Source organism: Streptomyces sp. AA1529 (assembly GCF_000280905.1).
GTDB lineage: Bacteria > Actinomycetota > Actinomycetes > Streptomycetales > Streptomycetaceae > Streptomyces.
Genome location: NZ_ALAP01000033.1, coordinates 31,502 through 43,643 on the forward strand (window position 1 = coordinate 31,502; position 12,142 = coordinate 43,643).

General features: G+C 71.5%; 12 protein-coding genes. 5 read left to right on the forward strand and 7 right to left on the reverse strand.

Annotation, left to right across the window (positions count from 1 at the left end; translation table 11 throughout):
• Nucleotides 1-63 precede the first annotated feature (63 nt).
• Nucleotides 64-2,337 (forward strand): MMPL family transporter, encoded by a 2,274-nt coding sequence (locus A949_RS0110340; protein ID WP_019355934.1) that lies wholly within the window; start codon nt 64-66, stop codon nt 2,335-2,337.
• Between the two features lie 52 nt (nt 2,338-2,389).
• On the opposite strand, the gene A949_RS0110345 is transcribed toward A949_RS0110340, so the two are convergent.
• On the reverse strand, nt 2,390-3,280 hold the full coding sequence (locus A949_RS0110345) for a LysR family transcriptional regulator (RefSeq protein WP_019355935.1): 891 nt from the start codon (nt 3,278-3,280) through the stop codon (nt 2,390-2,392).
• Between the two features lie 78 nt (nt 3,281-3,358).
• Here A949_RS0110345 and A949_RS0110350 point away from each other — a divergent pair, with 78 nt between their 5' ends.
• The 3 genes from A949_RS0110350 to A949_RS0110360 all read left to right on the forward strand — a co-directional run bounded on the left by A949_RS0110350 (nt 3,359) and on the right by A949_RS0110360 (nt 6,849).
• Nucleotides 3,359-4,396, forward strand: a complete 1,038-nt coding sequence (locus tag A949_RS0110350) for an EamA family transporter (RefSeq protein ID WP_026004521.1) — start codon at nt 3,359-3,361, stop codon at nt 4,394-4,396.
• Nucleotides 4,393-5,064, forward strand: coding sequence for an NAD(P)-dependent oxidoreductase (locus tag A949_RS0110355; RefSeq protein ID WP_019355937.1), 672 nt, complete (start codon nt 4,393-4,395; stop codon nt 5,062-5,064). The genes A949_RS0110350 and A949_RS0110355 overlap by 4 nt, the downstream gene beginning before the upstream one ends.
• A 204-nt stretch (nt 5,065-5,268) precedes the next feature.
• Nucleotides 5,269-6,849, forward strand: coding sequence for a sigma-70 family RNA polymerase sigma factor (locus A949_RS0110360; RefSeq protein WP_019355938.1), 1,581 nt, complete (start codon nt 5,269-5,271; stop codon nt 6,847-6,849).
• 268 nt (nt 6,850-7,117) lie between these two features.
• On the opposite strand, the gene A949_RS39610 is transcribed toward A949_RS0110360, so the two are convergent.
• Complete coding sequence (locus tag A949_RS39610) at nt 7,118-7,480, reverse strand: hypothetical protein (protein ID WP_337463175.1); 363 nt, start codon at nt 7,478-7,480, stop codon at nt 7,118-7,120.
• Nucleotides 7,481-7,855: 375 nt separating this feature from the next.
• On the opposite strand from A949_RS39610, the gene A949_RS38985 reads away from it, so the two are divergent.
• The gene (locus tag A949_RS38985; protein ID WP_019355941.1) at nt 7,856-8,254 is read left to right on the forward strand and encodes a hypothetical protein; all 399 of its coding nucleotides are present in this window, start codon (nt 7,856-7,858) and stop codon (nt 8,252-8,254) included.
• Between the two features lie 62 nt (nt 8,255-8,316).
• Here the strand turns inward: A949_RS38985 and A949_RS35530 are convergent, their stop codons facing one another.
• The 5 genes from A949_RS35530 to A949_RS0110400 all read right to left on the reverse strand — a co-directional run bounded on the left by A949_RS35530 (nt 8,317) and on the right by A949_RS0110400 (nt 12,082).
• A complete protein-coding gene (locus tag A949_RS35530) occupies nt 8,317-8,787 on the reverse strand; it encodes an MFS transporter (protein ID WP_158687570.1) in 471 nt (156 codons plus the stop codon).
• A gap of 48 nt (nt 8,788-8,835) precedes the next feature.
• On the reverse strand, nt 8,836-9,195 hold the full coding sequence (locus A949_RS35535; protein WP_158687571.1) for an MFS transporter: 360 nt from the start codon (nt 9,193-9,195) through the stop codon (nt 8,836-8,838).
• Between the two features lie 169 nt (nt 9,196-9,364).
• The gene (locus A949_RS0110390) at nt 9,365-9,784 is read right to left on the reverse strand and encodes a PIN domain nuclease (protein WP_019355944.1); all 420 of its coding nucleotides are present in this window, start codon (nt 9,782-9,784) and stop codon (nt 9,365-9,367) included.
• The gene (locus A949_RS0110395) at nt 9,784-10,038 is read right to left on the reverse strand and encodes a type II toxin-antitoxin system VapB family antitoxin (RefSeq protein WP_019355945.1); all 255 of its coding nucleotides are present in this window, start codon (nt 10,036-10,038) and stop codon (nt 9,784-9,786) included. Before A949_RS0110395 ends, A949_RS0110390 begins: the two co-directional genes overlap by 1 nt.
• A gap of 661 nt (nt 10,039-10,699) precedes the next feature.
• Complete coding sequence (locus tag A949_RS0110400; RefSeq protein ID WP_019355946.1) at nt 10,700-12,082, reverse strand: L-serine ammonia-lyase; 1,383 nt, start codon at nt 12,080-12,082, stop codon at nt 10,700-10,702.
• Nucleotides 12,083-12,142 lie beyond the last annotated feature (60 nt).

Sequence of the window (12,142 nt, forward strand, 5' to 3'; positions counted from 1 at the left end):
AGCAACCAGCAGGCTCGTACTGTCCGCGCCGCCGGGCGCCGGACGCACCAACCGGGAGCACACATGGTCTCGCCTGGCGGCAGGGGCGGCACGGCACCGGAGGCCGCGGGCGCGGGCCGGCTGCGCAGGCTGGGCGAGTGGTGCGCGCGGCACTGCGTCCTGGTCCTGGTGCTGTGGCTGGCCGCCCTGGGCGGACTGCAAGCCCTCAAGGCCACCGTCGGCGGGACCTACTCGGACGACTTCACGGTCTCCAGCGCGCAGTCCCAGCAGGGGCTCCGGGTACTGGGCAGGGCCGACCCGGGCGCGGCCGGTGTCGCCGCCGACGTCGTACTGCACTCCACGCGCTCGCTCACCGGCAGTGCGGACGAGATCGACGGCGCGGCCGGCTCGCTCCGGAAGCTGCCGCACGTGCTGTCCGTGCAGAACCCGCTGCCCGCCACCCCGGAGTCGAAGCCCACCGGAGCGCTCTCCTCGAACGGCCGCACCGGCTATCTGACCGTCCGCTTCGACACCAACCCGACCACGCTGGACTCCTCGTATCTGGACGGCGTCGACAGCGCCGTGGCACCGCTGCGGAAAGCGGGCGTCGAGGTCCAGTACGGCGGTCCGCTCGGTGAGCTGGCCCGGCCTCGGGCCGACGACGTCCGCAGCGAGGCCATCGGTTTCGCCGTGGCGGTGGTGGTGCTCCTGGTGGGCTTCGGCAGTGTCCTCGCCGCCGGTGTCCCGCTGGTCGTCGCACTGGTCGCGGTCCTGGTCGGGCTCGGGTGCCTGGGCCTGGTGGCGCGCGCCGCCGCCTTCGCCGACGTGGCCCCGACGCTGGCGACGATGATCGGCATCGGCGTCGGGATCGACTACGCGCTCTTCCTGCTCACCCGGCACCGGCAGACCCTGCTCGACGGGACCGATCCGGTGCGGGCCGCCGGCCGGGCGGTGGCCACCAGCGGTCACGCGGTGGTGGTCTCGGGCTGCACGGTCGTCGTCGCCCTCGCCGGGCTGTACGCCTCCCGGGTGTCGTTCATCGGGAAGCTCGGGCTGGCGGCCGGGATCACGGTCGTCACCGCGGTCGCCGGGGCCCTCACCCTGCTGCCGGCGCTGCTCGGCCTGGTCGGCGGCCGCATCGACCGCTACCGGGTGCGCACCCCCGTCGCCGAGGGCGGCAGCACCCCCGGGGACGCGGACGGCGCGCGGGCGGCGGGCGGCTGGCACCGGTACGCGCAGCGGGTCGAACGGCGGCCCTGGTGGTTCCTGCTCGGCGGGATCGTGGTCGTCGCGGTGCTGGCGGTCCCGGTGTTCTCGATGCGGCTGTCGCACATCGACGACGGCGCGGACCCGCCGGGTTTCACCGACAAGAAGGCGTACGACCTTCTCTCCTCGGGCTTCGGCCCGGGCGAGAACGGCACGCTGACCGTCGTCGTCGACCAGAGCGCGGTACCCGGCGGCGACCGCGCCGCGCTCTCCGACAGCGTGCGCAAGGCCCTCGACGGCACCTCCGGCACCGCGCGGGTCACCCCGCCGGAGCCCGCCGGGAACGGCGACGCCCTGACCGCCACCGTCGTACCCCGCGGCGGACCGCAGGACGCCTCCACCACCCGGCTGTTCGACGAGCTGAAGAACGAGGTGCTGCCCCGGGCCGTCCGGGGATATCCGGCGCACACCTACGTGACCGGCACGACAGCCGCGCAGCTCGACTTCGTCCAGCTCGTCTCCGGCCGGCTCCCGCTCATCATCGGGGTGGTCGTCGCGCTCGCCCTGGTCATCATCCTGATCGTGTTCCGCGGCGTCCTCGTCGCCGTCAAGGCGGCCGTCCTCAACCTGCTGTCGATCGGCGCCTCCTACGGTGTCCTGGTCGCCGTCTTCCAGTGGGGCTGGGGCGGTCCGGCGCTGGGCGTCTCGGGCACGGTCCCCATCGAGAGCTACGTCCCGATGATGATGTTCGCCATCGTCTTCGGGCTGAGCATGGACTACGAGGTCTTCCTGCTCTCCCGGGTGCGGGCCGCCTGGGAGCGCACCGGGGACAGCAGGGGGAGCGTGGCCCACGGGCTGGAGCGCACCGCCCGGGTCATCACCTGCGCCGCACTGATCATGGCCAGCGTGTTCGCCGCGTTCATCCTCACGGACAACATCGTGGTCAAGATGATGGGCCTCGGACTGGCCGTCAGCGTGCTCATCGACGCCACGATCGTGCGGCTGCTGCTCGTACCGGCGGTGCTGACGCTGCTCGGGCAGCGGGCCTGGTGGCTTCCGGGGTGGCTGGACCGACTGCTGCCGCACATGGAGCCCGAGGGGGAGCCGGAAGCGGCGCCGGGCACGGGCTCGCGGGGGAGTGCCGGGCGCTGAACCGCGGATCCCGCGGGTGCGCGGGCCCGGGCGAGCGGCCGGCCGCGGACCGTCAGCTCCGCGGCCCGGCCCCGAGGACGTCGAGCAGCGCGCGGGTGGCCGGGCTGGGGTTGAACCGGCTCCACGCCAGATACTCGACGCGGCGCGGCCCCTCGACCACGGGGACCAGCGCAAGCTGCGGATCGTCGGCGGCCAGCGGCCGCACGAACGCCGACGGCAGCAGCGCGATCCCGAGCCCGCGCGCGATCAGCTGGGTGATCAGCTCGGCCACGCCCGCCTCGTACGCGATGTCCCTGGCCAGCCCGGCGGCGGCGAACGCCTGGTCGGTCTGGGCGCGGCCGGGCGAGCCGTCCCGGAAGTCCACGAACGTCTCGTCCGCGACCTCGGCCAGGGTGACGCGGGAGGCGCCCGCCAGCCGGTGCCCGGCCGGCACCACCAGCACGTGCTCGTCGTGGTCGAGGACGAGGGTCTCCACCCCGGCCGGCTGTTCGCCCTCCGGCAGGCCGAGGAAGACGATGTCCAGCTCGCCCTTCCGCACCGCGGCCGCCAGTTCGTCGCTGCTGCCCGCCTCCAGACTCACCCGCACCTCGGGGTAGCGGGCCCGGTAGCGCTGGAGCAGCTCGGGCACGTCGACGGCGGCGGTGGTCCGGATCATGCCGACCGCGAGGCGGCCGCGGACCGACCCGCCCGCGGCTGCGGCGTCGGCGACCGCGCGGTCGGCCGCCGCCAGGCACTCGCGCGCGCCGACGAGGAACGCCGCCCCGGCACCGGTCAGTTCGGTACGGCGGCTGGACCGGGCGAACAGCGTGACGCCCAGCTCCCGTTCGAGCCCGGCGATCCGGTGGCTGAGCGAGGACTGCACCACATGGCACCGCTCGGCGGCGCGGGTGAAGTTGCGGGTCTCGGCGAGAGCGACGACGTACCGGAGCTGCTGGAGGTCCATTCGGCAATCGTTTCGCTTCATGGTTGTCATCGCAACCATGCTTTGAATGCATGGCCAGTCCGGGTCGACACTCCCCGTATGAACACTCCTGCCGAGGTGTCGCCGGGGGCGCCGCCCTCGTCCGCGCAGCGGGCGGCAACCGTCGCGCTGACTGCGCTCGCCCCCGCTTCCTGGGGCACCACCTACGTCGTGACAACGGAACTGCTGCCGCCCGGCCACCCGTTGTTCGCCGGGCTGCTGCGCGCCCTGCCCGCCGGGCTGCTCGCCCTGGCCCTCACCCGGGTGCTCCCGCGCGGGCACTGGTGGTGGAAGGCCGTCGTCCTCGGCACGCTCAACATCGGCGCCCTGCCGCTGCTGTTCGTGGCGGCCGAACGCCTTCCCGGCGGCGTGGCCGCCACGCTGGGCGCCGCCCAGCCGCTGCTCGTGGCCGCGGCGGGAATCGCGGTGCTCCGCGAACGGCCGACGCTGTGGCGCCTGGCCTGGGGCCTGCTCGGCGTACTCGGTGTCGGCCTCGTCGTGCTCGGTCCGCAGGCCCGACTGGACCCCGTCGGGGTGCTCTCGGGGCTCGGGCACACCACCGCCATGGCCGGCGGTGTCGTTCTCACCAAACGCTGGGGGCGGCCGCCCGGCGTCGGCCCCATGGCGCTGGCCGGCTGGCAGCTGGCGGTCGGCGGCCTGCTGCTGCTCCCGCTCACCCTTGCCGTCGAGGGGGTGCCCGAGCGGATCGACGCCGGAGCCGTCGCCGGCTACCTGTGGCTCGGCAGCATGGGCGGACTGATCGCCTATGCGCTGTGGTTCCGCGGCATCGCCACCCTGCCGGTCAGCGCCTCGGCGCCGCTGGTGCTGCTCTCCCCGCTGGTCGCGACCGTCATCGGCCTGGTGATGGGCGAGTCGCTGAGCCTGCCCCAGACCGGTGGTTTCGTCCTCGCCCTGATCGCCATGCTCGCCGCCCAGTTCGCGCCCGCCGACCTGTTCGGGCGCCGCCGCACCCGCGGTTCGCCCGCCGCGGTCCCGGCCCGGGAGGACCGGCCCCGGGCCGCCCCGGTGCGCACCGGGGCGGAAGACCCCCTGCAAGCAGTCCGGGAAGACCGGCTGCCGGAAGGACGACCCCGATGAAGAAGACGATGACGATCGCCGTGCTCGGCGCCACCGGAATGGTCGGCAGCAGAACGGTCCGGGAGGCCGTAGCCCGCGGACACCGGGTGCTCGCCGTCTCCCGGAAGCCCGTCGGCGACGACCCGGCCGTGACACCCGTCGCGGTGGACGTGAGCGACGCGCACGCCCTGCGCGAGGTGCTGACCGACCCGCCGGGACCCGGCGCACCGGACGCCGTCGTACTGACCGTGCGGACCGAGCCGGCCGACCGGGAGTTCCTGGTCGGCACCACACGCACGGTGCTGGAGATCGCCGCGCGGCGCGGCATCCGCGTCCTCGTCGTCGGCGGCGCCGGGGCGCTGCGCAGCCCGGAGGACGCCGAACTGCTGGTGGCCGACAACCCCCGGTACGTGCCGGCCGAATTGCGGCCCGTCGCCACCGCCGGGGTGGCCCAGCTGCGGGCCTGCCAGGAGAGCGCCCACGCCGACTGGGTCTACCTGAGCCCGCCGGGCCTGCTGGAGCCCGGCGCCCGCACCGGCCGCTACCGCCGCGGCACCGGCACCATGCTGACCGCCGCCGACGGCCGGCCGTGGATCAGCGCCGAGGACCTGGCGGTGGCCGCACTCGACGAGTTGGAGAGCCCCGGGCCCGACCGCCACCTCACGGTCGTCCACCGCGAAGCGGACTGACCGCCGCAGGACCGGGGAACGGCCCGCAAGCCGGCCGTTCCCCGGTCCGGAACGGCCCGCCCCGCTTCCGCACTTCCCTTCCTCCCCGTACGGCCTCTCCCCGCCGGAGCCGGTGAAGAGATTTCTGTTATAGAAGTCCGATCCGCTCGTCTCTCCATATAGGTGGGGACAGATGTCCGAGCCCAGAGGGAGAGTGGAGAGAACGTGAGCAGCAGTGTCATCGACGCCGCCGTGATCGAGGCGGCGCAGGCCGGGGACGAACGGGCACGGGAACTGGTCGCTGCGAAGTCCCTGCCGCTGGTCCACAACATCGTCGGCCGGAGCCTGCCCGGAGATGCCGACGTGGACGACGTCACGCAGGAGACCATGCTGCACGCGCTCGCCAAGCTGGACACCCTGCGCGACCCCGGCCGCTTCAGGTCCTGGCTGGCCGCCATCACCATGAACCAGATACGCGGCCACCGGCGGAAGGACCCGGGAGTGCTGCACGACACCGACGAGATCCGCGGACTCCCCGACCCCCGCGCCGACTTCGTCGACGCGACCATCACCCGGCTCGGACTCTCCGGCCAGTGCCGGGAGGTGGCCGAAGCCACCCGGTGGCTGGAGCCGGACGACCGGACGCTGCTGTCCCTGTGGTGGCTGGAGAGCACCGGGGAACTCACCAGGACGGACGTCGCGGCCGCACTCGAGATCACCCCCCAGCACACCGCCGTACGCGTCCAGCGGATGAAGGCGCAGCTGGAAGTGGGCCGGGTCGTCGTCCGGGCGCTGGCGGCCGAACCCTCCTGCGTGCTGCTCCAGTCGCTCCTCGAAGGGTGGGACGGCGAACCGTCCGGACTGTGGCGCAAGCGGATCGCCCGGCACGCCCGCGAGTGCACCGTCTGCTCCGGCCACTCGTCCGGACTCGTCCCCGCCGAACGGCTGCTCGTCGGACTCGCACTGGTCCCTCCGCCGGCCGCGCTGTGCGCCCGCTGGACGCCGGGACACCCGGAGGTGGCGGCCGAGCCGACCGCAGCCGGACACTCCCTGGACTCCGCGCCCGGCCGGGCGTCGGCACGCCGGGCGCAGCAGCGCGGGCGGCGCGCCCGACGGCGCACGGCCCTCGCCGTCGCCGCCGTGCTGGCGACGGCGGGCGGCACCGGAGCCTTCCTGCTGATCCCCGACCCGCCCGAGGGCCGCGACACCGCTTCGCCGACCCGCTCCGAGGACGGGATAGGGTCCCTCTCCCGGCCCAGCCCGTCGTCGAGCCCGTCCCCGAGCTCCTCGTCCGCCTCCCCCTCGCCCTCCGCCTCCCCCAGGACCACGTCGGCCAGTCCCTCGCCCTCCCGCACCGGGCCCCGCCGCACCCCGCGCCGTGCGCCCGCCACCCCGGCGCCCCCGCCCGCCGACCCGGCCGGCGGGAGCTACGCGCAGCAGGTGACCAGCCTGGTCAACGCCGAACGGGCCAAGAAAGGATGCGGTCCCGTCGGCAGCAACGCGACCCTCGACAAGGCCGCGCTCGGGCACTCCCGCGACATGGACGCCCGCGACTACTTCTCCCACCAGAGCCCCGACGGCAAGGGCCCGGGCGACCGCATCACCGCGGCCGGCTACCGCTGGAGCACCGTCGGCGAGAACATAGCCCGCGGCCAGCGCACCCCGGCCCAGGTCATGGAGGGCTGGATGAACAGCCCCGGGCACCGGGCCAACATCCTCAACTGCTCCTACAAGGAGATCGGCGTCGGCTACCACGACGCACCGGGCGGCCCCTGGTGGACCCAGGCCTTCGCGGCGAAGGGCTGAGCCCGGTACCACGGCACGCCGTCCCGGTTCCGGGGATTCCGCTGCTGAACCGGGTCCGTCCGGGACCGGGCCCGGGTTCCGGACCGCGGCCCTCGTGCCCTCGGCGCCGACTGCGCCCGTGGCGTTCGATGCACGTGCTCCCCCGATGCACTCTGCAACGGCATGCACAGCTCGGGCGGGACGGTGGTGTCGAAGATGAAGGTCGTGCCGGCCGGGGAAGACCGTGACAGAGCTGACAGCCCCGGAGCCGCAGGTCAGGGCCTGGAGCTCAGCATTCGATGGCGTTCACCGCGAGCCCGCCGCGCGCGGTCTCCTTGTACTTGACCTTCACGTCAGCCGCCTCCTGGAGGAGCTCCTCGACTTGCGGATTCACGCTCAGCTTGGTGACCGGCAGTGCGGCCAGGGACTTCTCAGGGACCTTCCGCCCCCGCCGGTTCGGGGCGAGCCAGGAGTCCATGGCCGCGAGGCCACGCCTGCCCGCCTCCGGCATGAAGTGAGCGTAGTGGTCGAGTGTGACCTTGGGGGAGGAGTGGCCGAGCCACTCTGCGAGGCTGACGATGGACTCGCCCGCTTCGAGTTGCACGCTGGCATAGGTGTGACGCAGGACGTGGTACATATCCTCGCGGGACACCTCGTAGACGGGGTGCTTGCGGGCCCGTTGGCCGTGCTCTTCACCTTCTCGCCGACGATCTTGATCAGGCCGGCAGAGGCCAGCGCGGGCTTCCACGAGCGCTCGTTCCAGGTGTTGTACTTGATCGGGTTGTCGTGGGAAGTGGTGAGGACGAGGTTCACCGTCACGGGTTTCCGCTGTCGGGCTTCCGACGGTGTCTCGGGAGCCTCGGGGGTTGCGCCACGGGAGAGTGCATTCGGTGGAGGGGAACCGCCGGAAATGCTCCCGAGCGCGCAGGGCTAGGTTCGGAGAGAGCGGAGCCGTCCTCGTCTTCTGCCCCTTCGGCAGGCAGAAGTATGGCCGGGCCTTCGCGTCCCAGCGAAGCTGCCGCCGGATGTGCACGACGCCAGCCTCGATGTCGAAGTCCTCTTCAGCGAGCCCGAAGGTTTCGCCTTGACGGAGTCCGGCTCCGAGCCCGACGTCGACCGCCAGGTGATACCGCTCCTGGAGGCCAGCCCGTACGGCGTCGACCGTCGCGCGGCGCCACGCTTTGGCCTTCTTCCGGGTACGCCTCGGAGCCTTCACCGTACGGAACTGCTTGCACGGGCTCTTGAGGATGCGCTTGTCGTCGACGGCCGCATTGAAGATGGTCGTGAGGTGAATCCAGACCACCTCGGCGGTAGAGGCTTCGACCCGAAAGAGGAGCTGCCCCTTGAAAGTATGACGAGGGTGACAGCTGCTGATGAGGCGGCCGCTGCTGCCGCGACCGGCAAGCTGTCGGAGCCCGAGAGGTAGGAACTGCGCCGGGTGCGCGAGGAGATTGCCCGCCGTCAGGCGGGGAACCCGACGCAATCGATCTACGCCGCTGCCTGCAGCCCGCGTTGGGCCGCTCGCTCCGGGCCGCCACCCAGGAGCCAGGCCAAGAGCGCGGCAGCACTGGAACCCACGCCCACCCAGCAGGCGCCGTACCAGCCCCAGTGGTCGTATGCCTGCGCCGACAAGGCCGCCCCCGCGGCACCGCCCAGCGCGAACGAGGTCATGTAGCCGCTGGCGATACGTGCTCGTGCAGCGGGATTCACCTCGTACACCACGCTCTGGTTGGTCACATGGACTGCCTGGATCGCTGCATCCATGATCACGGCGCCCACCACGAGCCAGACGATCTGGGTGCGGCCGACTGCCAGCACCCCGAAGGACAGGCCGAGCACAACGAGGCCGACGCCCGTCGACTGCCAGCGCCGGTGACGGAACCGGTCGATGAACCGGCCACCGGATGAGGTCATCAGCGCTCCAGCCACCCCCGACAGTGCGAAGACACCGATGCCCACCTGGCCGTACGGGAACGGCGGGCGGGCCAGGAGAAAGGCAATGCTGGTTCAGAAAGCCGTGAACGTCCCCATCGCGCAGGCACCCAGGAAGCAGCGGGTACGCAGGATCGGGTAGCGGCGGAACTGGGTCAGTACGGAGAGCACCTGGGTGCCGTAGGGCGTACCCAGCGCCGGTTTCTCTCCGGACACGAGGGAAGGGATGGCCAACGCCGCGGCGGCCATCAGCACGGCCGCCACCACGTACACGGTGCGCCATCCGCCCACCGCGGCGATGAGGCCGGCCACGGTTCGTGACAGGAGGATGCCGAAGAGCACCCCGCCCATGACGATGCCGAGCGCGCGCCCGCGTGTCGCGTCGTCGGCGAGACCTGCGGTGTACGCCGACAGGATTGGGAATCGCCACCGCACCCACACCGATCACGAAGGACAGCACCGCCCCAGACCACGGTGGGAGCCACCGCACTGCCCGCCAGAGCTAGGGGGTTGGCAGTGAACAGGCACGTCAGCAGCGTACGGCGGCGCATGATGTCTGCGGCAGGCACGACATCTCATCGGAGGTGGGGGAAGGGCGGCATTCTCATCGGTCGGCGCTGCCGGGCGGGACGACCCATTCGGTGGGTTGTCCGGTGAGGGAGGCGATCATGTCGAAGGCTCCGTCGTAGTGGAGGACCGTTCGCCGGTTCAGTTCCGCTGTGGCGGCGATCAGCAGGTCGGGGAGGGACAGAGCGCGGTGGAAGCCTGCGTTGAGAGCATGGCGCTGGATCTCGAGAGCGCGGGTGAAGGTGTCGTCGTCGTTGCGGAGGTAGTCGAAGGCATGGAGCCAGGTGCTGATCCGCGTTGCTTCTGAGCTGTCCCGTGCGGAGTGGATCATCTCGAACTCGGTGGGCTGAGATACCGCGAGGAGGTAACGCTCGTGCAGGGGCTTGAGCACCTCTTTGACGCTCGGTTTCGTCCAGCGGGCGAGGGCGGACTTGTCGATCAGGTAGCGGTCCTGCATCAGGCGGCCTGGCCCCCGTTGTGGTTGCCGCCGTGCTTGAGGGAGCCGTCGGCGTTGCGGGGGCCGGTGCTCTCGACGATCTCGCTGAAGTCGAGTTCGCCGGCATCCATGGCGTCGAAGAACTCCTGTCGCAGGTGTCGCTTGACGGCGTCTTCCATGGCGAGGCGGACGGCTTTGGCCTTCGTTTTGGTCCCGAAGATGCGCATGGCCTCGGTGACCATGTCTTCATCGAGGTCGATGACGGTTCTGGCCATGTGGACGGTCCCTTCGCAGATACTCTCGTGAGTAAAACGATACCATCTATCGACCATGGGAGATATCGTTTCGACCCGGAGGTCTCGTCGTGGAGGGAGACTGCGGCGTTCGTGGTGAAGTGCCGCCCGGTCGCTCCTTGCGGGAAATGGACAGTCGTCCTCATGTCAGGCTCCGCCCCTGCCAGGGTTCTCGTCAGAAGCGGTGGGACGGCGAGAGGTTGCTGGTCAAGCAGCCCCGCCGGTGGACAGCCGGTGGACAGACGCCTTTGGACGCTGCATCACGGGGTAGCACGGTCAACCTGCCGCACATGGTCTGATCAGGAGAAACGTCACTGGGCGGTACGACGGGGTACCACGCAGCATGAACGCTCGTGGTCTCGTAATGCGTAGGTCGGAGGTTCGTTGCTGCATGCGTGCTAGACGTGTTGTCCGAGCGTCAGGCGTCAGGTCTGAGCTGGGCGGCCACGGTCGGGAGACGCGTCCCCCGAGGGACGACGACCTAACTGCGCAGGTCACTGACCGGATCTGCAGGGACATCCCAGAGACTTTTCAGGGACTTTCAGCTCTGTCACAGGGACTTCTGAGGGACTTTTTGCCGTACAGAGAGGCAAGCCCGTGACAGCGCTGAAAGACGCGGATCACCTGCTCGGAAGTGGCGCCCTCAGCACTCGATGACGTTTACCGCGAGACCGCCGCGCGCGGTCTCCTTGTACTTGACCTTCATGTCGGCGCCGGTGTCGCGCATGGTCTTGATGGCCTTGTCGAGCGAGACGTGGTGGCGGCCGTCGCCGCGCAGGGACATCCGGGCCGCGGTGACGGCCTTGACCGCGGCCATGCCGTTGCGCTCGATGCAGGGGATCTGCACCAGGCCGCCGACCGGGTCGCAGGTCAGGCCCAGGTTGTGCTCGATGCCGATCTCCGCGGCGTTCTCCACCTGCTCGGGGCTGCCGCCGAGGATCTCGGCGAGGCCGCCGGCGGCCATGGAGCAGGCCGAGCCGACCTCGCCCTGGCAGCCGACCTCGGCCCCGGAGATGGAGGCGTTCTGCTTGAAGAGCATGCCGATGGCACCGGCGGCCAGCAGGAAGCGGACCACGGCGTCGTCGTCCGCGCCGGGGACGAAGTGGTGGGCGTAGTGCAGGACGGCGGGGATGATGCCCGCGGCGCCGTTGGTCGGCGCGGTGACGACCCGGCCGCCCGCCGCGTTCTCCTCGTTCACGGCCATGGCGTAGAGGGTGGTCCACTCCATGGCGTGCGCCTCGACCTGGCCCTCGGCGCGCAGCTGGCGGGCCGAGGTGGCGGCGCGGCGGCGCACCTTGAGACCGCCGGGCAGGATGCCCTCCTGGGTCAGCCCGCGGGCCACGCAGTCCCGCATGACCTGCCAGATCTCCAGCAGCCCGGCGCGGATCTCGGCCTCGGTGCGCCAGGCCTTCTCGTTCTCCAGCATGAGGCGGGAGACCGACAGGCCGGTCTCCCGGGTGAGGCGCAGCAGTTCGTCGCCGGTGCGGAAGGGGTGCCGCAGGACGGTGTCGTCCAGTTTGATGCGGTCCTCGCCGACGGCGTCCTCGTCGACGACGAAGCCGCCGCCGACCGAGTAGTAGGTCTTCTCCAGCAGCGGTGTCCCGGCCTCGTCGTAGGCGAAGAGGGTCATGCCGTTGGCGTGGTAGGGGAGGGAGCGGCGCCGGTGCAGTACCAGTTGGGTGCGCTCGTCGAACGGGATCGTGTGTGTGTCGCCTATCTCGGCGGCCAGCAGCCGCAGCCGGCCCTCCGTGCGGATCCGCGCCACGCGGTCGTCGGCGTTCTCCACGTCGACCGTGCGCGGGGACTCGCCCTCCAGGCCCAGCAGGACGGCCTTGGGGGTGCCGTGGCCGTGGCCGGTCGCGCCGAGGGAGCCGAACAGTTCGGCGCGCACGGAGGCGGTGTGCGCCAGCGCGCCCTCGTTCTTCAGCCGGCGCGCGAACATGCGGGCGGCGCGCATCGGGCCCACGGTGTGGGAACTGGAGGGGCCGATGCCGATCGAGAACAGGTCGAAGACCGAGATTGCCATGGTGCGGCTCCAAGCCCTTGGCGGGCCAGCGGGTTGTGTCCTGGTGCGGAGCGGTGGGTG